Source organism: Streptosporangium sp. NPDC049644, assembly GCF_040675205.1.
Classification (GTDB): Bacteria; Actinomycetota; Actinomycetes; order Streptosporangiales; family Streptosporangiaceae; genus Streptosporangium; species Streptosporangium fukuiense.
Genome location: NZ_JBFAOJ010000020.1, coordinates 78,041 through 100,846 on the forward strand (window position 1 = coordinate 78,041; position 22,806 = coordinate 100,846).

Below are 22,806 nucleotides of genomic sequence, written 5' to 3' on the forward strand. Positions count from 1 at the left end.
CGCGCCGCGGCCGCGACAACGGGGTCCAGGTGATGCCGTATGACCGTCCGGCCGTCCCGGATCTCGATGACCCGCCGGTACAGGCGCAGGCCGAGGTCGCGCGGTGGCAGCAGGCCGGCCAACCGGTGCGGCGGCCGCAGCAGGGCGATCTGCGGGCTGGCCCGGTACAGATCTTCCCAGAGCGGGCGCAGCACCGTGTAGACGCGGTAGTGACGGAACCACTCCAGCAGAGCGGGCACCCGCAGGAACGCCCCCCACACCGGCATGGTGGCACCCAGCGGGACGCATGCCAACGCGACCAGGGCAAGCCCGGCGTCCAGCGCGTGACCGAGCGGCCAGGCGTGGTCGTCCCCCAAGACGGCCGCGGCCGACAGCATCGCCTTGTTGACGTGGTGCGCCAGGGCCGCGACCAGGCCGGCGACGATCAGCTTCTGCCCGATCCCAGCGGAGACGTCGCCGGTCGGGGGGAGCATTCGTCTGGATCGCCGCATGATGAGCGAGGCGAGCAACTCCGCCTCCCGTTCCTCGACGACCGAGTAGGAGTCGCGGCTCAGGACCCTGTGCACCATCCCGGAGTCCAGACTGGGCATGAGCAGCCGCACCTGCTCGGCGGCCGACAGGTCGGTCACGTCGTGCCCGCACAGCAGATGGCTCAGTTCGTGGAGAATGATGTGTTCCTGGTGCGGTGGTGTGGTCACCTGCTCGTAGAAGATCAGATCGGCGCCGTCGACGGCCACCCACAGCCCCATCACGCCGCGCCGGCTCCTCATGGGCTCCAGCCGGATGGTGCGGCTGCGCCTTCTGGCCACCGTGTCGCACAGCTTTCCGGCGTCGAACGGCATGGGCAGCGGGAGTTCGCCCAGTATCTCGTCGCATCTGCGGCGCAGCCGCCTGAAACTCGCCCCCGGACGGGTCATCGTGATTCTCGAAAAAGGACGAGAGCAGACCGGCCGCGCCCCCCTGGGGATGATTTCCGCCCCCGGAGAATCACGGTCAGAATTCCAGAACGGTGACGTCCACGGGCTCTTCGAGCCCGCGGACCGACGTCTTCATCGACTGACCCACCCCCGTGAGGTCTCCATGTCATATCCCGGCCGAGCCTAGCAGGCCGGAAATCGGGTCGTGATCTCAGAATGTACCGAGCCAGCGCAGTTCAGGCCATATCCGCGACCACGGTTCACGGGGGTCGCGGCACACCAGGATCTCCTTCCCCTGCTCGAAATGGGGAAACTCGAAATCGAGCGTGCCGCCGAGCTCGCACCGGCCGAACAGCCTCGAGAACGAGGCACGGTCCACACCGACCGCTATGACAACCGTTTTATCGTCCGCCGGACGACCGAAATCAGCATAGGAATTGTTGCCGCTGTACTCCCGTGGCAGTCCGTGACCGGGGCCGTACAGCGCGATGGCACCCGCCTCGCCGTAGTTGTGGCCGTAGACGACGGCCCGTGCCCGGTCGGCCTCCGGCAGCGACCGGTAGACCGCGGCCACCTGTCCCGCCAGGCCCTGCCAGCCCGTCTGGCCGAACTGCTCCTCACCCAGTGCCGCCAGCACGGGATCGCGGGCGTACACGGCGGCGGGAAGGACCGGCATCACCATCACCATCGCCAGCAGCGCGTTCCCCGCCACCGCCAGCCCGACCCAGATCCGGCGCGGGATCGTCGCCGCCCAGGTCGCGGCCCTGACACATCCCGCCACCAGCAGCACGGTCAGCAGGCCCTCGGTGTACCGGGGGGCGCCACCGGCCAGGAGCAGGATCACCACCATGACCGGATAGGCCACGGCGAGCGAGCGGTAGGCGCGCCATTCGGGCCGGCGCAGCAGGGCCAGCAGTCCCACGACCCACACCGGGGTGAGGAACGGGCCGATCATCAGTATCTGTCCCACGAAGAAGTTGATCACGCTTCCGACCCCGAACGGCTCGGACAGGCTCCCGGCCATCGCGAACTGGGGCCAGCCGTTCAGCGCCTGCCAGACCAGGCCGGGCGCGGCGACCAGCGCGGCGACCCCGGCGCCGGCCAGGAGATACCCGCTGCGCAGCACCCGTCTGGGCCCGGTGACCAGCAATCCCGCCGCGAGGCAGATCACCAGCAGCACCACGAGGTACTTCGCGAGCAGCCCGATCCCGACCACCGCGCCGACGACCGGCCAGAGCCTCTTCTCGCCGGTACGGATGACACGGATCACCAGCCAGCACGCGGTCACCCAGACGAGGTGGTCCACGGCGGTGGGGTGGAGTACGTGCCCGGCGGCGAACGACGCCAGCGAGCCGGCCGTCGCGCACGCCGCGAGCACCTGCGCTCGGCCGCCCCCGCCGAGTTCGCGGGCGATGTGCCCGGCGACCAGCACGGCCACTCCGGCCAGCAGCGCCGGCACGACGCGGATCGCCACCAGGTTGTCGCCGAACAGCGCCATCTGCACCCGGGCCAGCAACGGGATCAGCGGCGGCTGGTCCACGTATCCCCAGTCGAGATGCCCCGCGGCCACCCGGAAGTAGAGTTCGTCGACGTAGTACCCCTGCCCTCCGGAAAGCAGCAGGAACACGGCGGCCGCTCCGCCGGAGACAGCCGCGAGGGGTCCCCGGCGGAGCGGCGACATCGCCGCCCCGTTTTTTTCCGCGGCCGGATCTGGAATGGCCGTAACGGTCGACATTTAAGGGCACCTCTCATTCTCGATCCACGACCCGCCACGGCATGCCGGACATTCTCATCCGTAAAATAGGCGCTCCACACTGAATCATCCTGCCGACAGTACAGCCGCTGGTGACAGCATGACGGGGGCATCGCGGACGGGCAACGACATTGAATCCTCGGGAAAATATGCAGCTCGCGTATTGAGCGGCCAGGTGCTTGCGAACATTCTTTTCATGCATTATTTTTCCCTCAACACCCCTGTCGTTTTGTGTGATCGATACCCGCATTCCGCGGAGCCGGTCGACCGGTGGTCCACGAACGGTCATCCCGGATTCGACAGGGATTTTTCGAGTGCCGGAAAACAGATGTCCCCGGCTGCCCCACACTCCCGAACCACCCATGCGAGGTGAACGGAATGCAGGAAACCCGAACGGTGCCCGCCGGTCCAGGGCTGGATGTCGGTAATCTCACCCAGTTCGAATATCTGGCCCTGAACAGCCCGCTGAACATCGCCGACGCGCACGCCCGCCAGGAGCTCACCGCGGGGCAGGCCCGGATCATCGACGACCTGCCGAACCTGTTCCTCAAAGCCGCCGAACTCCCGGTCGAGGAGGTGGAGCGGGAAGCCCATCGCGCGTACTTCGGGCTACTCGGCCAGCACAGCTACCCGGGCGACGACGGCCGTGTGCTGGCCTGCTACTCCTCCTCCGTGGCCATGGAGATCCTCGCCCGCTCCCTGGCCGGCGCGATGAGCTCGGTCGCGCTGATCCACCCCACTTTCGACAACATCCCGGACATCCTCCGCGGTGTCGGGCTGGACCTGGTGCCGGTGGCCGAGGAACGGCTGGGGGAGGACGACCTCGACGACGTCCTGGGCTCGGTGGGCTGCGTCTTCGTCACCACACCGAACAACCCGACCGGCCGGGTGCTGTCCGAGGAGGGCCTGAGCAGGCTCGCCGGTCAGTGCGCGGAGCGCGACCTGGTCCTGGCGCTGGACACGTCGTTCCGCGGGTTCGACCCCGCCGGCCACTACGACCACTACCGGGTGCTGCGGGACAGCGGGTGCCGCTGGGTCGTCATCGAGGACACCGGCAAGCTGTGGCCGACGCTCGACCTCAAGGTCGGCTGGCTGGTGACCGCGGCCGACCTCGGCCTGCCGGTGGCCAAGATCTACTCCGACATCCTGCTGGGCGTGTCCCCGATGGTGCTCGCGCTGGTCCAGCGGTTCTCCGAGGACGCCGCGGACGGCGGCCTCGCCGACCTGCACCGCTTCGTGGCGGAGAACCGCGCCGTGGTGCGGGAAGGGCTGGCCGGGGTGCCGGGGATCCACTTCCCCGATCCGCACAGCAGGGCCAGCGTGGAACGGGTGCACGTCGGCGCGCGGTCGGCGCTGGAGGTGTGGTCCGGCCTGCGGGACCACAACGTGTACGTACTGCCCTGCCAGAAGTTCCACTGGGCGAACCCGCCCGAGGGGAACAGCACCCTCAGGATCGCCCTGGCCAGGTCCGCCGCTCCCCTCAGGGAGGCGACCCGGGCGCTGCGCTCCGTACTGCTCGCACGTTGAGAACCGACGCGGGCGCGGCCCCGGTGACTCCGGCGGAGAGCGCGGGACCCCTGTCGCACGCGCGCTCCTGGCGGGTGGGGGTCGTGCAGTCGCTCCCCCCTCCCGGCGTGTTCGACCTGGGGCCGGGCTACCTCGAACCCGGCCTGCTCCCGGTCGACCTGCTGGGAGCCGCCTACGCGCGGGCACTGGAGGAGTACGGCTCGGCCGCGCTCGGCTACGGCGACGACCGCGGCGCGCTCGACCTCCGCGCCGCACTGGCGGAACGGACCGCCCAGGCGGACGGCATCGCCTGCGAGCCAGGAAACGTGCTGGTTACCGCGGGCATCTCGCAGGCCCTTCAGCTGCTCGCCACCACCCTGGCGGAGCCGGGGGACGTGGTCCTCGTCGAGGAGACCTGCTACGACCTGGGACGTCTGATCCTCACCGACTGCGGGATGCGGCTGCGCGAGGTGCGCTCGGACTCGGCGGGCATGGATCCGGGGGCGTTGCGCGAGGCCCTGGCCGGGGAACGGGCGGCGTTCGTCTACCTGAACCCCACCTTCCACAACCCCACCGGCCGGGTCGTCCCCGTCGCGCGGCGACATGAGCTGCTGTCCGTCGCCTCCGGCCACGGGACTCCGGTCGTGGAGGACGACGCCTACGCCGAACTGAATCTCGGCGAGACCCCCGCTCCCCCCTCCATGGCGGGGCTCGCGGGCTACCACGGGGTGATCCGGCTGCGCACCTTCTCCAAGACGCTCGCCCCCGGGCTGCGCCTGGGCTGGCTGCTCGCCGGGACCGAGACCGTCGACCGGCTCGCAGGTCACGGGCTGTTCCGCAGCGGCGGCTGCCTGAACCACACCGCCGCGCTCGCGGTGGCCGCCCTGGTGCGCGCCGGCGACTACGACCGTCACCTGGACTGGCTGCGAGCCCGGCTGCGGCAGAGGCGTGACACGCTCGTGGACACCCTGCTGGCCGAGCTGAACGACGGTTTCGAGCTCGACCGGCCGGACGGCGGCTTCTTCGTCTGGCTCCGTGCCCGCCACCGGCGGCGCGAGCCCGACCTGCTCGGCGCGGCGAGCGGTGCCGGGGTCGAGGTGGCCGCGGGCTCCCGCTTCGGCGGCACGGCACGGCCGGCCGTCCGGCTGGCCTACAGCTTCAACTCCCCCTCTCGGCTGGCCCTCGCCGCCCAGCGGCTGGCCGCGGCCTGGAACGCGTTACCGGCGCACACGGATCGGACCTGACGCATGCGATCGATCGAGACGACCACCCCCTCCGCTCCGACGGCGGGTCCGCACGGCTACACCCTGCCGCTCTCCCCCTCCGGGGGCTCGGCGATGGTCACCCCGCCGCCCTGGCACTTCTCCGGCGACGTCATCATGGTCGACTATCGCGTGGACCCGGCCGCGGCCGCGCGGTTCCTGCCGCCCGAACTGGAACCGGGACCCGACCCCGGCGAGGCCGCCGCGATCTTCGCCGAGTGGCAGTGGTGCTCGGAGTCCGGGGCCGAACTGGCCGACCCGGCGCGATGCCGGTTCGCCGAGTTCCTGATCCTGATCTCCTGCCGGTACCGGGGGCGGCATCTCGCGCGATGCCCGTACGCCTGGGTGGACAGCCCGGTCCCGCTGATGCGCGGCTGGATCCAGGGCATGCCCAAGCAGTTCGGCACCGTGCACCAGATCCGGCCGGTGGCGGTCGGCCGCGCGGGTCCCCGGCTGGCCGGCGGGGGACGGTTCGGCGGGGTCCTGTCCGTGGACGGACGGCGTACCGCCGAGGCGACCGTCACGCTGGACGGCCGGATCGACCGGCCGCCGTTTCTGCACACGGTCCCGCTGGTGCACACCCGGCTGTTCCCCTCCTGGGTGCCGTCGGAGGCGCCGCTGAACCGCCTCGTCGTCTCGGAGGTCACCGACATCGAGTTCTCCGACATCTGGACGGGATCGGCCGACCTGCGCCTCCTCGACGTGCCGGACGCCGACCTGGCCGGCCTGGCCCCCGTCGAGGTGGGCAGGGGGTACGTGTTCTCCTACGCGGAGACGCTGCATCACGGCCGGCCGCTGACGGATGACGACAGGTGACGGCCCCCTGCGAAAAATCAAGATATTTCATCTGATGTTCGCCCGGCGGACCTCTCGGCAACCGATCCACCAGAACAACAAACTGTTGTTGGCCCATATACACACCGCTATCCATCCCAGTTGACGCCCTGGTATCCTTCGAGCTGCGACCCGAGCCTGCCCAGGCCGGTCCGCGTGGGAAGGACACATGCCAGACACCTCGCCGACCGACTCGCCGGACACCCGGCGAACCCTCGCGGCGAAGCTGAACCATCTCTTCCACACGGTCCACCCGCGCGACGGCGGCGAGTACAGCTTCGAGGAGGTCGCCGAGGCGCTTCGCGCGGCCGGCGGCCCGACCATATCGGCCACCTACATCTGGCAGCTGCGAAAAGGCATCCGCGACAACCCGACCAAACGACATCTCGAAGCCCTGGCGGGATTCTTCGGCGTTCCTCCGGCCTACTTCTTCGACGACACGGCCGCCGAGCGGATCGACGCCGAACTCGCGCTGCTGACCGCCATCCGGGACACGCACGTCCGGCAGCTCGCGCTGCGCGCGGCCGGTCTCTCCCCCAGGAGCCTGAACGCCATCACCGAGATGATCGAGCGGGTACGCGAGTTGGAAGGACTGCCCGACACCACGGAGAAGTCGTGAGCGCCCGCCCTCCTCGCGGAGGCGGACAGGCCCGCGGACGCCACCCTCGTCTTCGCCCGCTCATCCTCCGGCATCCCGCACCGCTCCCGCCGGGCGGTCGACGACGCACCGACCTGTTCGGACCGGTGTCCAAGTAAAGTTTAAGTCGCACCCAAGATCGTGTGAGAAGACTTCTCCGGGAGATCTCCTGAGGGAGAAATCATGGTGGCCGGATACGACGGCGCGGAAATCTGCGGTCTCGCCCGCTCGCGCTGTTCCGGCACGACCTTCCCCGCCCTCGGGCAAGGAAGTGAAGGAGAAAGTCATGAGAACACGCGGAATCATCGGTGTGGCGGTCGCCGCCGCCCCGGCCGGTGGGTTCCTCGTCCCTGCGCTCCCGGCCTCGGCCGCCGATCGTCACCATCAGGACCAGCAAGATCCTAGAACCACGGACCGGCACCAACCTGTTCCTCGAGTGCCCCGACACCCACCCGTGGTAAACGACCGCGGGGACAACCGGCCACTACACCCGATGAAGGAACACCGGCGGTAACTGCCCGTCTTCTTCAGGAACGAACCCCGCTTGAAGGACATGCCGGCGAGCGCACTCCGGTCATACCGTTCCAGGGCCTGACCGGAGTTCGGAAATCGCCCTCACCTCATAACGCTCCGCGACGATCCGTTGAGCGCGCACTCTCGACCTTCCTGGTGTTTCACCAGGTCGGAGACATCTCATATCGCTCCGCGCAGCCGAGTCCAACGATGTCGAGCAACCGGTCGACCGCGGAATCCACCAAGACGTGAAGAGTCACTTCAGTTCTGCGTCGATTCAGGAACGACGTCGGTCGAAAATTATGTAGAGTTGCATATTTTTTCCAAATTTTATAACAAAGAAGAGGTTTCCGTTGTCAGGGAATACGGAAGTTACCGACCAAGGCTCTTCGGCGCGGCATTCCGAAACGAGGTCGGCTTCCACATCCGGTACGCCCGCCGCTCCTGCCGCCTTTTCTGTGACCCCTGGGCCCGCCCGGGACCTGTCCGTGCTGGAGCCGCATACGGTACTGACGGCATCCGAGCTCTACTCACGCATCTGCGTGAGAGATCCCTACTTCGCCCTCAAGGACGTCACGGTGATGCGGCAGGGCGAGGTGGCCGCCGGGGTGCCCGTGCAACAGGACCCGGACATGGAGGCCGGCTGCATCGGCATTGCCGAAGCGGGCCGCCACCTGGCGATTCTTGGCTCATGCGCCGCGGCCGTGGTGGCGCCTCGGGAGGGCCAGCACTTCTACCTGGCAACGGGCGCCCGCGGACAGTGGCTGACCCCGGAGCCGCAGGCGCGCGCCTCGGAGTTGCTCCGGGGCTCGGCGCAGGCGGAGCACACCGGCGAGCGCACCGCCAAAGCGCACACGCTGCTGTCCTCGCCCGACGGCACTCCACTGATGCGCTTGGAGGTGGACTACGACGTGCTGCCGGCCGCCACCTTCACGCGTCTGTTCGCCAAGGCGCGTGTGGACATGCGTCGCGAGCCGCGCCTCGACGACGGAGTCCGGCGCACGCCCGAGGAGTGGGCCGAGCTGCGGCAGAACCCGTACGGCAAGCCCCTGGCACTGCGTGACTGGCACCCGGACGGCGAATGCCTCAGTGCCACACTGGGCCCGGTGACAGCGGACATGTGCAAGGGCCACTTCGCCCTGCACCCGGCGATGCCGGTGGCCGTTGTCGCCGGTGGCATGACGCGAGTGGCCACCACACTGCTGCGCCGGCTGGAGGGTGCGCCATCGGCTCGCTGCGTGACGAAGGGCGTACGCCTGGTAGCGCATAGCCTCGCCTACGCGGGGCAAACGGTGAGGTTCAGCGCGCACCGCCGTACCCGCGAGGGCGCTGACCATCGCTTCCGCTGCTGGGCCGAGGTGGGCGAGCGCGTGGTGGCGGAGCTCGACATCACCTTCACCCGTGTGGACTGAGTCGCCTCAGTCCTGGGCGATCATCAACCCGTCCGGCTTTGTCGAAGCGGGCCCGGTCCCTCACCCGCGACCGGGCCCGCCGCCTTCCGGCACTCAGAGGTCGCCGAGTCCCAGTTCCCGGGCGATCAGCATGCGCTGGACCTCGCTGGTGCCCTCACCGATCTCCAGGATCTTGGCGTCGCGGTAGAAGCGGCCGACCGGGTATTCGTTCATGAACCCGTAGCCGCCGAAGATCTGGGTGGCGTCGCGGGCGTTGTCCATGGCGGCGTCGCCGGCGACGAGCTTGGCGATGGCCGCCTCCTTCTTGAACGGCTCCCCCGCGAGCATCTTCTCCGCGGCGTGGTGGTAGGCCAGGCGGGCGGTGTGGGTGCGCACCTCCATATCAGCGATCTTGAACTGGATGGCCTGGTAGTGGCCGATGGGGTGGCCGAACGCCCGGCGCTCGCGGACGTAGCGCAGCGACTCGTCCACGCAGCCCTGGGCCAGCCCGGTGGAGAGGGCGGCGATGGCGATGCGGCCCTCGTCGAGGGTCTGCAGGAACTGCGCGTAGCCGCGCCCACGCTCGCCGAGCAGGTTCCGCGCCGGGACCCTGCAGTCGTCGAAGGAGAGCCCGCGGGTGTCGGAGCAGTTCCAGCCCACCTTGGAGTACTTCCTGGCGACGGTGAGGCCCGGGGTGCCCGCCGGCACCAGGATCGTGGAGATCTCCTTCTTGCCGTCGGCCCGCTCGCCGGTGATCGCGGCCACCCCGATGACACCGGTGATGTCGGTGCCCGAGTTGGTGATGAACGCCTTCGTGCCGTTGATCACCCACTCGTCGCCGTCCAGCACCGCCGTGGTGCGCATGCCGCCCGGCACGTCGGAGCCGCCGCCCGGCTCGGTGAGACCGAAGGCGCCCAGCATCTCGCCCGACGTCAGCCTGGGCAGCCACTCGGCGCGCTGCTCGGCCGTGCCGAACCGGTAGATCGGCATGGCGCCCAGCGACACCGCGGCCTCGACGGTGATCGACACGCTGGAGTCGACCCTGGCCAGTTCCTCCAGGGCCAGGCAGAGCGCGAAGTAGTCGCCGCCCATACCGCCGTACTCCTCGGAGATCGGCAGCCCGAACAGGCCCATCGCGCCCATCTGCCGCACGATGTCGTAGGGGAACTCCTCGCGCTCGTAGAGGTCGCCGATCACCGGGGCCACCACGTCGCGGGCGAACGCCTCGACGGTCTTGCGTAGTTCCTCGTACTCGTCGGTCAGCTTGGGCATGGTCACTCCTTCTCCACGGGGGTGCGGGACGGGCTCCCGGCCAGGGCCTGGACGACCCGCGACGGGCTGGGGCGGCCGAGCCTGCCGGCCAGCCAGGTGCTGGTCTCCACCAGCGACGGAAGATCAAGGCCGGTCTCGACGCCGAGACCGTGCAGCATCCAGACCAGGTCCTCGGTGGCGAGATTGCCGGTGGCGCTCTCGGCGTACGGGCAGCCGCCGATGCCTCCGGTGGAGGCGTCGACCACGGTCACGCCCTCCCGCAGCGCGGTGAGGGTGTTGGCCAGCGCCTGGCCGTAGGTGTCGTGGAAGTGGACCGCGAGCCGGGAAGGGTCGCCGAAGGCCTCGATCAGCGCGGCGACGTGACCGGCGGTGCCGACCCCGATGGTGTCACCGAGCGACAGCTCGAAGCAGCCCAGGTCGAGCAGTCTGCGCCCGACGGAGACGACCTGGGCGATCGGCGTCGGGCCCTCCCAGGGGTCGCCGAAGCACATCGACACGTACGCCCTGACCTTCAGCCCGTGCGCCAGCGCCCGTGCGACCACCGGCTCGAACATGTCGAACTGCGACTCCAGCGTCCGGTTGAGGTTCCGGCCCGCGAACGTCTCGGTGGCGCTCGCGAAGACCGCGATCTCCTCGACGCCGTGTTCGAGCGCGCGATCCAGGCCGCGCTCGTTGGGCACGAGCACCGGGTAGCGCACACCGGGGACCCGCTCCATGGCCGTCAGCAACTCCGAGGCGTCGGCGAGCTGCGGCACCCACTTGGGGTGCACGAAGCTGGTGGCCTCGATCACCCGGTGTCCCGCGGCGGCCAGCCGGGCGATGAACTCGGCCTTGACCCGGGCGGGGACCACCGCCGCCTCGTTCTGCAGCCCGTCGCGCGGCCCGACCTCGTAGATCGTGACCCGCTCGGGCAGTCCCTCCGCCCCGATCCGCTGCGGCTCGCGCATCATGCCCCCTCGTCCCTCCGACGTCCCGGTACGGCGTGCATCACCGCTCCTGTCCGCCGACCACGGCCAGCACGGCGTCCATGCCGACCGCCTGGCCCGTCCGGACCCGCAGCTCGGCGACGACCCCGTCGATCGGCGCGGTCACGGTGTGCTCCATCTTCATCGCCTCCACGATGAGCAGCGGCTGTCCCTCGGTGACCCGGTCACCGGCGGCCACCTTCACCAGCAGAACGGTGCCCGGCATCGGGCTGCGGACCAGGCCGTCCCCCGGACCACCCGTGCCCGCCCGGTCGCCGGGGTCACCCAGGTGCCGGTGGGTGAACGCCCAGGCGTCGCCGTCGCGGCCGAGCCACACCGTGTCGCCGTCCCTGGCGACGGCGTAGCGCCTCGCGGTCTCGCCGAGGGTGACGAGCAGGTCGTCGCCCTCGTCGGCCAGCAGCGCCCGTACCGTCTCGGCGCCGGCCCCTGCGCCGTCGCCGTCACCGGAGGGGACGCCGGAGAGCAGGACCTCGGCGCCGGAGGCGGGCAGGCCGCGCACCCTGAGCTCGTGGACCCCGTCGCGGCTCTCCAGCCGGTAGACGGTCCACGCCGCCTCGCCCAGTCGCCAGCCGTCGGGGACGTCCCACGGGTCGGCGTGTCCCGCGGGGACGTGCTCGCGGTGCAGGACCAGGGCCGCGGCGGTCAGCACGTCGTCGGGGACGCCCTCACGGGAGACCAGCTCGTCGAGGTGGCGCTCGACGAGGCCGGTGTCGAGGTCTCCCGCGACCACCGCGGGATGGCCGACCAGGGCGCGCAGGAAGGAGATGTTGGTGGGCACCCCGAGCACGGCGGTGGCCGCGAGCGCCCCGTCGAGCCGCCGCAGGGCGCTCACCCGGTCCGGTCCCCAGGCGATGACCTTCGACAGCATCGGGTCGTAGTCGCTGCCGACCACGCCCCCGGCCAGCAGGCCGGAGTCGACCCGCACGCCGGGCGGCTCGCGCAGTGCGAGGACCCGGCCTCCGGTAGGCAGGAAGCCCCGGAAGGGATCTTCCGCGTAGACCCGGGCCTCGACGGCGTGACCGTCGAGCCGCACCTGCTCCTGGGTGAGCGGGAGGGGCTCGCCGGCGGCGACCCTGAGCTGGAGCTCGACCAGGTCCAGGCCGGTGACCAGCTCGGTGACGGGGTGCTCCACCTGCAGGCGGGTGTTCATCTCCATGAAGTAGTAGTCGCCGGTTGCGCCCTGGACGATGAACTCCACGGTGCCGGCGCCGGTGTAGCCGACGGACCTGGCGGCCTCGACCGCCGCGGCGCCCATCGCGGCCCTGGTCGCGGCGTCGAGAAGCGGGGAGGGCGCCTCCTCGACGATCTTCTGGTGGCGGCGCTGCAGGCTGCACTCGCGCTCGCCCAGGTGGATGACGCCGCCGTGGGCGTCGGCCATCACCTGGATCTCGATGTGCCGGGGGTTCTCCACGAACCGCTCGATCAGCAGGGTCGCGTCACCGAACGCGGCGGCGGCCGTGCGGCGGGCGGACGCCAGCGCCTCCGGCAGCTCCGCCGCGGAGCGCACGAGCACCATGCCCTTGCCCCCGCCGCCCGCCGAGGGCTTGATCAGCGCGGGGAAGCCGATCCGCTCGGCGGCCTCGGCCAGGTCGTCGCCCGGTTCGGCTCCGCCGGGAACGACGGGGACGCCGGCCGCGGAGACGGTGGCCTTGGCACGGATCTTGTCGCCCATTGCCTCGACGGCCTCCGGCGGCGGGCCGACGAAGACGAGGCCGGCCTCGGCACAGCGCCGGGCGAAGGCGGCGTTCTCGGCGAGGAAGCCGTAACCGGGGTGCACGGCCTGGGCTCCGGTCGCCGCCGCGGCGGCGAGGATGCCGTCGACGTCGAGGTAGCCACCGGCGAGGCGTACCGCGACATCGGCCTCGCGGACGTGCCGCGCCCCGGCGTCGGCGTCGCTGTGCACGGCCACGGAACGGATGCCCAGCCTGCTGAGCGTGCGGGTGATCCGCAGGGCGATCTCGCCGCGGTTGGCGACGAGGACGGTGTCGAACATCCGGCGGGGTGCTGATGGGTGGGTCATGGGTGCGGTCACATCCGGAAGACGCCGTAGCCGACAGGGTCGAGGGGGGCATTGGCCGAGGCTGACAGGGCCAGGCCCAGGACGGTTCGGGTGTCGAGGGGATCGATGACCCCGTCGTCCCAGAGGCGGGCCGTGGAGTAGTAGGGGTTGCCCTGCTCCTCGTACTGCCCGCGGATGGCGTCGGGGTCGGCGTTGCCGACCGTGGACAGGACGTTGGCGGCCTGCTCGCCGCCCATCACCGAGATCCGGGCTCCGGGCCACATCCACAGGAACCGGGGCGAGTAGGCGCGCCCGGCCATCGCGTAGTTTCCGGCCCCGAACGAGCCGCCGACGACCACGGTGAACTTGGGCACCCGGGCGCAGGCGACGGCGGTGACCATCTTCGCGCCGTGCTTGGCGATGCCGCCCGCCTCGTAGGCCCGGCCGACCATGAACCCGCTGATGTTCTGCAGGAAGACCAGCGGGGTGTTGCGCCGGTCGCACAGTTCGATGAAATGGGCGCCCTTGAGCGCCGACTCGCCGAACAGGATGCCGTTGTTGGCGATGATCCCGACAGGGTGGCCGTGGATGCGGGCGAACCCGGTGACGAGCGTGCTGCCGTACTCGGCCTTGAACTCGCCGAACCTGCTGCCGTCGACGATGCGGGCGATGATCTCACGCACGTCGTACGGGGTGCGGGTGTCGGCGGGGACGATGCCGTACAGGTCGCGGGGGTCGCAGACCGGCTCCTCCGACGGCAGGCGCTCCCACGGGGAGGGCGTGCGCGGCGCGAGGGTGGAGACGATGTCCCGGACGATCCTCAGCGCGTGGCGGTCGTCGTCGGCCAGGTGGTCGGTGACGCCGCTGACCCGGGCGTGCAGGTCGCCGCCGCCCAGGTCCTCGGCGCTGACCTCCTCACCGGTGGCCGCCTTCACCAGCGGCGGGCCACCGAGGAAGATCGTGCCCTGGTTGCGGACGATCACCGCCTCGTCGCTCATCGCCGGGACGTAGGCGCCGCCCGCCGTGCAGGAGCCGAGGACCGCGGCGATCTGCGGGATGCCGCGCGCCGACATGGTGGCCTGGTTGTAGAAGATCCGGCCGAAGTGCTCGCGGTCCGGGAAGACCTCGTCCTGCTTGGGCAGGAACGCGCCCCCGGAGTCGACGAGGTAGACACAGGGCAGGTTGTTGTGGAGGGCGACCTCCTGGGCCCGCAGGTGTTTCTTGACGGTGATCGGGTAGTAGGTGCCGCCCTTGACGGTGGCGTCGTTGGCGACGATCACGCACTCGCGGCCGGAGACACGGCCCACCCCGGTGATGATCCCGGCGGCGGGCGCCTCGTCCCCGTACATCCCTCCCGCGGCCAGCTGGGAGAGCTCCAGGAAGCGCGAGCCGGGGTCGAGGAGGGAGTCGACGCGGTCGCGGGGCAGCAGCTTGCCCCGGGAGACGTGTCTGGCGCGCGACTTCTCCGGACCTCCCAGCCTCGCGGCCGCGACGCGTTCACCGAGGTCGGCGACCAGCCGCTCATTGACCTCGGCATTGCGCTTGAAACCCTCGCCACCCGGGTCGCAGGTGCTTCGCAGCACCGGCCAGCCACTCATGCGGGCCCTCCTGTCCGGCTCCGTCGCCGCTGGGTTAACGATCACTAACTCACCGCAGATGTTAGTCATTATTAACGTTACCGTCTACCATACGGAAGGTGATGACTGCCCAGCCCGCTACCCGCAATCGCGGTTCGCGGCGCGCCGAGATCCTGGACGCCGCGGCGAGACTGTTCGCGGCGCGCGGCTTCCACGGTGTCTCGATCGAGGACATCGGCGGCGCGGTCGGCACCTCGGGCCCGGCCCTCTACCGGCATTTCAGCGGCAAGGAGGCCCTGCTCTCCGAGATGCTGCTGGACGTCAGCGAGCGCCTGCACGCCTCGGGCACCCGCCGTGTGACCGAGGCGGCCGGCGCCGAGCAGGCCCTGAACGCCCTGCTCAGCTGCCAGATCGAATTCGCGCTGAACCACCCGGCACTGATCACGGTGCACGACAGGGAGCTGGACAACGTACCCGAGCCCGCCCGGCGACGGATCCGCAGGCTGCAGAGACTGTACGTCGAGGAGTGGGTCACCGTGCTGAGCGAGCTCTACCCGGGCCGCTCCCAGGCCGAGCTGCGCGCCGCGACCCACGCCGTCTTCGGGCTGCTCAACTCCACCCCGCACAGCGCCGGGGAACTACCGCCCGCAGCGATGGCCGAACTGCTGCGCGGCATGGCCCGCGCGGCGCTGGCCGCCCCTCAAGGTTAGCAATCACTAACTCATGATGTGAGCACCCTTGCGCGGGGAGGTGAGCCACGCCTGCGAGGGGTGCACCATGACCGTGCACGGCGCCTCGCGCAGCAGCATCTGGCAGGCCGGGCCGATGGCGAGGCCCGGCGGGTCGTCGTTCTCCCGGTCGGCCACCACCATCAGGTCCGAGCGGTCGGCCGCGTGACGGAGCACCTCGACGTGGGATCTCGTCTCGATCATGGTCTCCACCTCCAACTGCGCATACCTCTCCTCCCACAGCGCGACGTTGGTGTTGAAGCGGACCGCCACCGACCGGATGTCGTCGGTGCCCTCGGGGCAGAGGCAGATCACCAGCAGCGTCGCCCTGCGCAGCGCCGCCTCCTCGAAGGCCAGACCGAGCTCCGCCGACTCCAGGTGCGCGTCCTCCACGGCGATCGCGACACGGTCGGTGCGGAGGTGGCCCGGCTGCCTGACGACGGCCACCGGGCAGCGGGCGTGCGAGGCGACCTGGACCGTCGTCGAGCCGATCTTCAGCTCGTCGAAACCACCGGAGCCGCGCGGGCCGATCACGACCAGCTCGGCCGTATTCGACACGCCCACCAGGGCCGCCCCCGGCGACCCCTCCACCAGCTGGCCGCGCACCTGCGCCCTGGGGGCCAGATCGTGCGCCAGGGCCAGCCCCCTCTCCAGGATGTGCGAGCCCATGCGCCGGATGACCGCGGTGGTCTCATGGGTGACGGAGAGCATCGGGTAGGGCCACTGCCAGGCGTGACAGATCAGCAACGGGAGGAACCTGAGGCGGGCCTCCTCAAGGGCCCAGCGCAGTGCCCGCCGGCTCTCCACGGAGTCGTCGTATCCGACCACCACCGGCCGCTCGTCGTCCTGTACCAGCATTGCGGCTCCCCTCCCGCGTCACTCCTTCCATACTTCACTGATCCGCACGCTCGGTAAGGCGACCATTCACAAGTCTTGCCTCGTTTTCCGGCTCGCACCGGCAAAGGCACCCCCTTGACCATTGTTTCCGATAATCAGCGGTAAATTCTGACAACCCGTCATGGAAAATTGTTGAATGAGGCCGATCCATGACCCCGCCGCACCAAAGATGTCAAGGTTGAGGACGGCGTCCGCCGGGGAGGACATAATCGGGCTGTGGCGCGCGACACTGTTGAGACCCACTTCACCGAGACCGTGGCCGCCCTCTCTCCCGGGGCGCCGCGCGATCCCGGCCTTCCCGTACGGGAGGGCACGACCCTGACCGGGGCCCGCTGCCGCGAGCTGTTCGAGTTCCAGCTGGGCAGCAGGCTGCTGGACGTCACCGCCCGCTGGCTTCGCGAGCAGGGGCAGGGCTTCTACACCATCGGCTCGGCCGGACACGAGGGCAACGCCGCGATCGCCGCCGCGCTGCGCGTCACCGACCCCGCCCTCCTGCACTACCGGTCCGGCGCCTTCTACCTGACCCGGTCGGCGATGGCGGGACGGCTGCCCGAGGAGGGGATGCGCGACGTGCTGCTCGGCCTGACCGCCTCGGCCGAGGAACCGATGGCCGGCGGGCGGCACAAGGTCTTCGGCCATCCCGACCTGGCGGTGATCCCGCAGACCTCCACGATCGCCAGCCACCTGCCGCGCGCGGTGGGTGTGGCCTTCGCCATCGAGCGCACCCGCCAGTTCGGCCTGCCGGGGCCGTGGCCGGCCGACGCGATCGCGATGTGCAGCTTCGGCGACGCCTCGACGAACCACGCCAGCGCCCTGTCGGGACTCAACACCGCCGCCTACGGCTCCTACCGGAAACTGGCGCTGCCGATCCTGTTCGTCTGCGAGGACAACGGCCTGGGCATCAGCGTGCGCACCCCCGAGGGCTGGGTCAAGGCCGCCCACCACCCGCTGTTGAGGTACTTCGAGGCCGACGGCTGCGACCTGGCCGACGTCCACGACGTGGCACTGGCCGCCGCCGACCACGTCCGTTCGAACCGCGCCCCGGCCCTGCTGCGCGTCGGCACCGTCCGGCTGATGGGCCACGCGGGCTCGGACGTGGAGCTCTCCTACCGGACCAAACGGGAGATCGACGCCGACCTCGCGCGCGATCCGCTCGTCGCGACCGCCAGACTGCTCGTCGAGGCCGGTCTGATCACCCCCGACGAGCTGCTGCTCCGCTACGAGACGACGCGCGAGCACCTGTTCAAGATGGCCATGGAGAGCTCACGGCGGCCCCGGCTGGTCTCCGCCCTCGACATCGTCGAACCGCTGGCCCCGCGCACCCCCACCGCCGTCGCCTCGGCCAGCAGGAACGTCGCGGTTCCCGAGGCCAGGGCGAGGGCCTTCGGCAGCAGGCTCCCCGAGCAGGAGGGGCCGCTGACCCTCTCCCAGGCCATCAACCGCACCCTCACCGACGCCCTGGCCGCCCACCCCGACGTGCTGGTCTTCGGCGAGGACGTGGCGCGCAAGGGCGGCGTCTACGGCGTCACCCGCGGCCTGCAGAAACGTTTCGGTCTCGGCCGGGTCTTCGACACCCACCTCGACGAGCAGGCGGTGCTCGGCCTGGCACTCGGCTCGGGGGTCTCCGGCCTGCTGCCGGTGCCCGAGATCCAGTACCTGGCCTACCTGCACAACGCCCTGGACCAGATCCGCGGCGAGGCCGCGACGCTCCAGTTCTTCTCCCGAGGCGCCTTCCGCAACCCGATGGTGCTGCGCGTCGCCTCCTACGCCTACCAGAAGGGCTTCGGCGGCCACTTCCACAACGACAACTCCGTCGCCGCGCTGCGCGACATCCCCGGCCTGGTCGTGGCCTCCCCCGCGCGTCCCGACGACGCCGCCTCGATGCTGCGCACCTGCCTGGCCGCCGCGCGCACCGACGGCAGCGTCTGTGTCTTCCTTGAGCCCATCGCGCTGTACGGCACCCGCGACATGTTCGAGGAGGGCGACAACGGCTGGCTCTCCCCGTACGCGCCCCCGGCCCGCTGGGCGGAGACGCACATCCCGATCGGGCGCGCCCGCAGTTACGGCGACGGCCGCGACCTGACGATCGTGACCTTCGGCAACGGCCTGCGGATGAGCCTGCGCGCCGCGGTCAGGCTCACCGCCGAGGGGCACAGCTGCCGGGTGCTCGACCTGCGCTGGCTCTCCCCCCTGCCGGTGGAGGATCTGATGCGGGCCGCCGAACTGACCGGGAGGGTGCTCATCGCCGACGAGACCCGCCGTACCGGCGGGGTCTCGGAGAGCATCGTCACCGAGCTGATCGACGCGGGTTTCACCGGCAGGATCGCCCGGGTGACCTCCTCCGACAGCTTCATCCCGCTGGGCGAGGCGGCCAGGCACGTGCTGCTCTCCGAGGCCGAGATCGAGGCCGCCGCCCGCAAACTGCTCAGCTGATTCCGCCGGACCGAAATCCCGGAACCCGCCTTCGCCATGTCATCCATACGTGTTCAATTGGATGCGCGCTGTTACGGATCGTGGCTCCGACCCGAAGCCGGACAGCTCTCCGTTTCCCCCTGAGCAGGAGGTACCATGCCCGGAGTCGCGATTGGGAACACAGGTCAGCGTCTGACGGAGTTGGAGGCCCATGCCTTCAAGACGAGCGCAGACCTGGCGTACATCAAGGAGACCCTGAATGATCTCCCTAAGATCGTCCGCGAGGAGGTCATGATCTACACCGCGCCGATGTTCGAAGAGATCATGAACAGGATGGCCACCAAGGAGGACCTCTCCGCTCTCTCCACCAAAGTCGACGGGCTGGACATCAAAGTCGACGGGCTGGAAACCAAGGTCGACAACCTGGAGACGAGGATGGACGCCCGTATGGAGTCCATGGAGACCCGTATGGAGTCCATGGAGACTCGTATGGACTCCATGGAAGGCAAGCTCGACCTGATTCTGGCCAAGCTCAACTGACGGTGCGGATGTGCTGGGTGCACTCCCCGCGAAGCCTCGCCGGGAGTGCGCTCAGAGCCAGTCTCGGCGTTTGAACACCAGATACAGGGTGAGACAGACGCCCGCCATGAGCAGGACCGCGAAGGGGTAGCCCCACGTCCAGTGGATCTCGGGCATCACGTCGAAGTTCATTCCGTAGATGGTGCCGACGAGGGTGGGGGCGAACAGGATGGCGGCCCAGGCGGAGATCTTCTTGACCTCCTCGTTCTGGGCGTTGCTCGCCTCGGTGAGCCTGGTCATGTGCTCGTTCTGGGCCTGGGCGACCATGGTCGAGTTGACCACGAGGATGTCGTGGAGCATCTGGCGGAAGCCGCTGACCCGCTCCGCGACGGTGATCGCGTGGTCGGCCACGTCCCGCAGGTATCTCTGCAGTTCCTCGTCCACCCCGTACTTGGCGGCCCCCGCGATGAAACCCTCGATCATGCCCAGCAGCGGCTGGGTGGCCCGCTGGAACTCGATCACCTCGCGCGACAGCTCGTAGATGCGCCGGGAGACCCCGGGTTCGTTGCCGAAGACCTGCACCTCGATCTCGTCGATGTCGTTCTGCAGACCGGCGACCACGGGGGCGTAGCCGTCCACCACCGCGTCGAGGATGGCGTAGAGCACCGCCTGCGGCCCCTGGCCGAGCAGGTCGGGGTCGTGCTGCATCCTGCGGCGGACCTGCGACAGGTCGGGGGTCTCGCTGTGCCGTACAGTGATCACGAAGTTCTGGCCGACGAAGACGTGCAGTTCGCCGAAGTCGACCTCCTCGGCCTCGTCGAGATACCTGGCGGGGCGGAGCACCACGAACAGGGTGTCGCCGTAGCGGTCGGCCTTGGGCCGCTGGTGAGCGACGATGGCGTCCTCGACCGCCAGCTCGTGCAGGTCGAACTTCTCGGCGACGTCGAGGATGACGCTCTCCTCCGGCCGGTAGAAGCCGATCCAGGCCATGCTGCCCGGGGTGTTCTTCAGGCACTCGAAGGCGTCGGGAAGAGACTCGGGGGTGGCGGCGCGGTGCCCGTTGACGTAGATCGCGTTGTCGATGACGCGCGAGCGGGGTGGGACCGGCGGCCCGTCACCGGCGGATCTGGGGTCCATCGAACGCTCGGGGGACTCCCCACCGGCGCCGGAACGCCCACGCATCAGGCTTCGCAGGCCCCGCACTCGCCGGTCGGTCACACATGTCTCCTTATCGGGTGGTCATGAACTCTTGCAGCGACTGCATCGCGGTGTTGCGGATCTTGGCCCTGAGCATCGGGGTCCAGCCGAGGATGATCCCGGTCGGCATGCCCATGGCCATCTTGGACCAGCGCCGCAGATCGAAGTCGTCGTGGTGACGAACGATGAGTCCGTCCTCGAAACGGAAGAGGGCGTCGATTTCATTGACGACCCTCCTGCCCGTCTTTCCGAAGGTGTAACTGGCGGTCCAGTGCGCGGTGCCCTCGTGCCGGCGGACGGCGATGTCGCGGACCTTCACCCCGAGGTCGGCGCTGCGGCCGAGCAGCATCCGCCACATCCCCATGACCTTGTCGCGCCCTTCGAGATCCTGGAAGACGGGATCGCCGAACGTGACGTCGGGGTGGTAACAGCGCTCCATCTCGTCGGCGTCACGGCGTGCGAAGGCGCCATAGAACGTCTTGATGAGCTCGGCGTTTCGGTCGTTCACGAGTCTCTCCCGATCATCAATGTCCTGCTGACCGAGTGTAGTGCGCCGAAAGGTCAAGGAGATTGTCCGCGTTGTTCCAACACACCGCACGGAGCCAGTCGTCGCCCAGGTCGAGCCTGTCCAGTGCGTGGAGCTGGTGGGCGTAGGGGTGGGGGATGTTGGGAAAGTCACTGCCGAGCAGGACCTTGCCGGCCAGCCCGAGGTCACGCAGGCGCGGCCGGAGGCGCGCGGGGAACGGCGCGCCGCGCTCGGCGAAGTCGGTGAAGGTCATCGTGGTGTCGAGCCGCACGTTCGGGAAGGTCTCGGCCAGCTCGAAGAACTCGTCGTACTCCGGCATGCCGAGGTGCGCCACGACCAGCGGCAGGGTGGGATGGCGCGCCAGCACCCCGCCGACCGGCACCGGCCCCGTGCAGCGGCCGGGCAGCGGGATCGAGCTGGCGTGGACCACGACGGGAACGCCCCGCTCGGCCAGCAGCCCCCACACCTCGTCGATCTCCTCACTTCTGGGGTCGAAGTCGCCGACCTGGAGGTGGACCTTGAAGATCCGCGCCCCACGGCCGAGCGCGTCCCGGACATAGTCAAGGACTCCAGGTTCGGGGTAGAAGGTGGCCGAGGGCAGACATTCCGCCGTACGGCGGGCGAAGTCGAGCGTCCATTCGTTGAGGCTCTCGGCCATGCCCGGCCGGTGCGCGTAGGCGAGGGCGGAGAAGGCCCGCACCCCGAGCGCCCGCAGCCGATCGACCCGCGCCTCGACGGGCAGCCGGTAGTGGATCCGCCACCCTTTCCCCATCAGCGGACCGCCGTGCTCGAAGTGGTGCCAGACCCGGCGCTCCATGCGCTCGGGCAGGAAGTGGATGTGCACGTCCGCCAGGCCGGGCAGGCCGAGCCCACGCCACCAGGCGGGGACGTCGGCGTCCGCGAGTTCCGGAATCATGTTCTGCACGACCTCGACTTTATCGCCAGCACACCGGCAGTCGTGGGACGCTTTGCTCTCATGCCGCGAAGGAGAAGTGAGCGTTGTCCGACCTCTGGGTGACCCTGACCACGGCCCGTTCCGGGCCGCCCCTCTGGGTCGTGCTGCTGTCCGCGCTGGCCGCACTGGGCGTGGTGTCGTGGTCCACCTCGTGGCAGCTGTCGCGAGGGCTGATCACCATCGCCCACGAGGGCGGGCACGCGCTGATGGCACTGCTCACCCGGCGCAAGCTGGAGGGCATCCGCCTGCACTCCGACACCTCCGGTGTCACCCTGACCAGGGGCAGGCCCCGCGGACCCGGCATGATCCTGACCGCCGCCGCCGGATACGTCGCGCCGTCCCTGCTGGGACTGGGCGGGGCGTGGCTGACCTCCTCCGGCTACGTGGAGGTGCTGATCGCAATAGTGATCGTGCTGCTGTTCTGCATGCTGCTGCTGATCCGCAACCTGTTCGGCGTGGTGAGCCTGCTGGCGACCGGGGGCGCGATCTCCGCCTTCACCTGGTACGCCGAACCCGACATGGACGCGGCCCTCGCCTATCTGGCCGTGTGGTTCCTGCTGCTGGGAGGCGTGCGGCCGATCGTGGAGTTGCAGCGCAAGCGGCGTTACGGCCGGGCGCCCGACTCCGACGCCGATCAGCTCGCCCGGCTGACCTTTCTGCCCGGCGGGTTCTGGGTGTTCCTCTTCCTGGTGGTCGCGGGCGCCTGCCTGGTGGCCGGGGCCTATTTGCTGCTGCCTCCGGCGTTCAAGCTCTCCTGGTAGGCGCGCCTCCCGACGCCGCGCCCTTCCCCAGGTCGGTCCGGGTGATTTCGCCATGCCGCACGACGCGCGCCAAAAAGCTCCGACCAGCGGCCGGGTCCCCTGTCACCCGGTTTATGTCACCGTATTCCCAGCCCATTCATCACCATTGTTTCCCCCTCGGAAGA

The 22,806-nt window shown here is 69.7% G+C and carries 19 protein-coding genes; 9 read left to right on the forward strand and 10 right to left on the reverse strand.

The annotated features are described in order from the left end of the window. Window positions 1-917: MAB_1171c family putative transporter (locus AB0J58_RS14615; RefSeq protein WP_364215070.1), on the reverse strand; the 917-nt coding region annotated here is incomplete at its 3' end. A 211-nt stretch (window positions 918-1,128) separates the two neighbouring features. Then, window positions 1,129-2,544, reverse strand: a complete 1,416-nt coding sequence (locus AB0J58_RS14620; protein WP_364215073.1) for a glycosyltransferase family 39 protein — start codon at window positions 2,542-2,544, stop codon at window positions 1,129-1,131. Window positions 2,545-3,048: 504 nt separating this feature from the next. On the opposite strand from AB0J58_RS14620, the gene mppP reads away from it, so the two are divergent. From mppP to AB0J58_RS14645, 5 genes are all read left to right on the forward strand, one after another. Next, window positions 3,049-4,197, forward strand: a complete 1,149-nt coding sequence (mppP, locus tag AB0J58_RS14625; protein WP_364215076.1) for an enduracididine biosynthesis enzyme MppP — start codon at window positions 3,049-3,051, stop codon at window positions 4,195-4,197. Next, the gene (locus AB0J58_RS14630; RefSeq protein ID WP_364215079.1) at window positions 4,194-5,420 is read left to right on the forward strand and encodes an aminotransferase class I/II-fold pyridoxal phosphate-dependent enzyme; all 1,227 of its coding nucleotides are present in this window, start codon (window positions 4,194-4,196) and stop codon (window positions 5,418-5,420) included. Before mppP ends, AB0J58_RS14630 begins: the two co-directional genes overlap by 4 nt. Before the next feature lie 3 nt (window positions 5,421-5,423). Then, entirely contained in the window at window positions 5,424-6,254 is an 831-nt protein-coding gene (gene mppR / locus AB0J58_RS14635; RefSeq protein ID WP_364215082.1) for an enduracididine biosynthesis enzyme MppR, read from the forward strand. A gap of 187 nt (window positions 6,255-6,441) precedes the next feature. Then, a complete protein-coding gene (locus AB0J58_RS14640) occupies window positions 6,442-6,891 on the forward strand; it encodes a helix-turn-helix domain-containing protein (protein WP_364215085.1) in 450 nt (149 codons plus the stop codon). Window positions 6,892-7,910: 1,019 nt separating this feature from the next. Then, on the forward strand, window positions 7,911-8,834 hold the full coding sequence (locus tag AB0J58_RS14645; protein ID WP_364215088.1) for a hypothetical protein: 924 nt from the start codon (window positions 7,911-7,913) through the stop codon (window positions 8,832-8,834). 93 nt (window positions 8,835-8,927) lie between these two features. Here the strand turns inward: AB0J58_RS14645 and AB0J58_RS14650 are convergent, their stop codons facing one another. The 4 genes from AB0J58_RS14650 to AB0J58_RS14665 are packed head-to-tail and all read right to left on the reverse strand — an operon-like array spanning window position 8,928 to window position 14,668. Then, window positions 8,928-10,091 carry an acyl-CoA dehydrogenase family protein gene (locus AB0J58_RS14650; RefSeq protein WP_343963171.1) on the reverse strand — a complete coding sequence of 388 codons (1,164 nt, stop codon included), beginning with the start codon at window positions 10,089-10,091 and terminating at the stop codon, window positions 8,928-8,930. Continuing rightward, complete coding sequence (locus AB0J58_RS14655; RefSeq protein WP_343963173.1) at window positions 10,088-11,035, reverse strand: hydroxymethylglutaryl-CoA lyase; 948 nt, start codon at window positions 11,033-11,035, stop codon at window positions 10,088-10,090. Before AB0J58_RS14655 ends, AB0J58_RS14650 begins: the two co-directional genes overlap by 4 nt. A 37-nt stretch (window positions 11,036-11,072) precedes the next feature. Next, window positions 11,073-13,091, reverse strand: a complete 2,019-nt coding sequence (locus AB0J58_RS14660; protein WP_364215091.1) for a biotin carboxylase N-terminal domain-containing protein — start codon at window positions 13,089-13,091, stop codon at window positions 11,073-11,075. Window positions 13,092-13,099: 8 nt separating this feature from the next. Then, window positions 13,100-14,668: a carboxyl transferase domain-containing protein gene (locus AB0J58_RS14665; RefSeq protein WP_343963176.1), complete on the reverse strand. Its 1,569-nt coding sequence runs from the start codon at window positions 14,666-14,668 to the stop codon at window positions 13,100-13,102. 101 nt (window positions 14,669-14,769) lie between these two features. Between AB0J58_RS14665 and AB0J58_RS14670 the strand changes: the two genes are divergently transcribed. After that, window positions 14,770-15,357: a TetR/AcrR family transcriptional regulator gene (locus AB0J58_RS14670; RefSeq protein ID WP_364215148.1), complete on the forward strand. Its 588-nt coding sequence runs from the start codon at window positions 14,770-14,772 to the stop codon at window positions 15,355-15,357. A 6-nt stretch (window positions 15,358-15,363) separates the two neighbouring features. Here AB0J58_RS14670 and AB0J58_RS14675 read toward each other — a convergent pair whose 3' ends face one another. Next, window positions 15,364-16,233: a universal stress protein gene (locus tag AB0J58_RS14675; RefSeq protein WP_364215094.1), complete on the reverse strand. Its 870-nt coding sequence runs from the start codon at window positions 16,231-16,233 to the stop codon at window positions 15,364-15,366. A 255-nt stretch (window positions 16,234-16,488) separates the two neighbouring features. On the opposite strand from AB0J58_RS14675, the gene AB0J58_RS14680 reads away from it, so the two are divergent. Together AB0J58_RS14680 and AB0J58_RS14685 are read left to right on the forward strand one after the other, a co-directional pair. Continuing rightward, entirely contained in the window at window positions 16,489-18,705 is a 2,217-nt protein-coding gene (locus tag AB0J58_RS14680; RefSeq protein ID WP_364215097.1) for a thiamine pyrophosphate-dependent enzyme, read from the forward strand. A gap of 135 nt (window positions 18,706-18,840) precedes the next feature. Further along, window positions 18,841-19,224, forward strand: coding sequence for a DUF2730 family protein (locus AB0J58_RS14685; RefSeq protein ID WP_364215100.1), 384 nt, complete (start codon window positions 18,841-18,843; stop codon window positions 19,222-19,224). Window positions 19,225-19,275: 51 nt separating this feature from the next. Here the strand turns inward: AB0J58_RS14685 and AB0J58_RS14690 are convergent, their stop codons facing one another. The 3 genes from AB0J58_RS14690 to AB0J58_RS14700 are packed head-to-tail and all read right to left on the reverse strand — an operon-like array spanning window position 19,276 to window position 21,842. Next, window positions 19,276-20,421, reverse strand: coding sequence for a magnesium and cobalt transport protein CorA (locus tag AB0J58_RS14690; protein WP_364215103.1), 1,146 nt, complete (start codon window positions 20,419-20,421; stop codon window positions 19,276-19,278). 10 nt (window positions 20,422-20,431) lie between these two features. Further along, window positions 20,432-20,908, reverse strand: coding sequence for a nuclear transport factor 2 family protein (locus AB0J58_RS14695; protein ID WP_364215106.1), 477 nt, complete (start codon window positions 20,906-20,908; stop codon window positions 20,432-20,434). Window positions 20,909-20,924: 16 nt separating this feature from the next. Then, complete coding sequence (locus tag AB0J58_RS14700; protein ID WP_364215151.1) at window positions 20,925-21,842, reverse strand: amidohydrolase family protein; 918 nt, start codon at window positions 21,840-21,842, stop codon at window positions 20,925-20,927. A gap of 83 nt (window positions 21,843-21,925) precedes the next feature. On the opposite strand from AB0J58_RS14700, the gene AB0J58_RS14705 reads away from it, so the two are divergent. Beyond that, entirely contained in the window at window positions 21,926-22,642 is a 717-nt protein-coding gene (locus AB0J58_RS14705) for a M50 family metallopeptidase (protein WP_343963183.1), read from the forward strand. The last annotated feature ends 164 nt before the right edge of the window (window positions 22,643-22,806 follow it).

Bases quoted from the DNA above. Each gene is read 5' to 3' on its own strand.
- mppP (WP_364215076.1), top strand. From the start codon at position 3,049: ATGCAGGAAACCCGAACGGTGCCCGCCGGTCCAGGGCTGGATGTCGGT.
- mppR (WP_364215082.1), top strand. From the start codon at position 5,424: ATGCGATCGATCGAGACGACCACCCCCTCCGCTCCGACGGCGGGTCCG.
- AB0J58_RS14640 (WP_364215085.1), top strand. From the start codon at position 6,442: ATGCCAGACACCTCGCCGACCGACTCGCCGGACACCCGGCGAACCCTC.
- AB0J58_RS14655 (WP_343963173.1), bottom strand. From the start codon at position 11,035: ATGATGCGCGAGCCGCAGCGGATCGGGGCGGAGGGACTGCCCGAGCGG.
- AB0J58_RS14660 (WP_364215091.1), bottom strand. From the start codon at position 13,091: ATGACCCACCCATCAGCACCCCGCCGGATGTTCGACACCGTCCTCGTC.
- AB0J58_RS14665 (WP_343963176.1), bottom strand. From the start codon at position 14,668: ATGAGTGGCTGGCCGGTGCTGCGAAGCACCTGCGACCCGGGTGGCGAG.
- AB0J58_RS14670 (WP_364215148.1), top strand. From the start codon at position 14,770: ATGACTGCCCAGCCCGCTACCCGCAATCGCGGTTCGCGGCGCGCCGAG.
- AB0J58_RS14675 (WP_364215094.1), bottom strand. From the start codon at position 16,233: ATGCTGGTACAGGACGACGAGCGGCCGGTGGTGGTCGGATACGACGAC.
- AB0J58_RS14685 (WP_364215100.1), top strand. From the start codon at position 18,841: ATGCCCGGAGTCGCGATTGGGAACACAGGTCAGCGTCTGACGGAGTTG.
- AB0J58_RS14700 (WP_364215151.1), bottom strand. From the start codon at position 21,842: ATGATTCCGGAACTCGCGGACGCCGACGTCCCCGCCTGGTGGCGTGGG.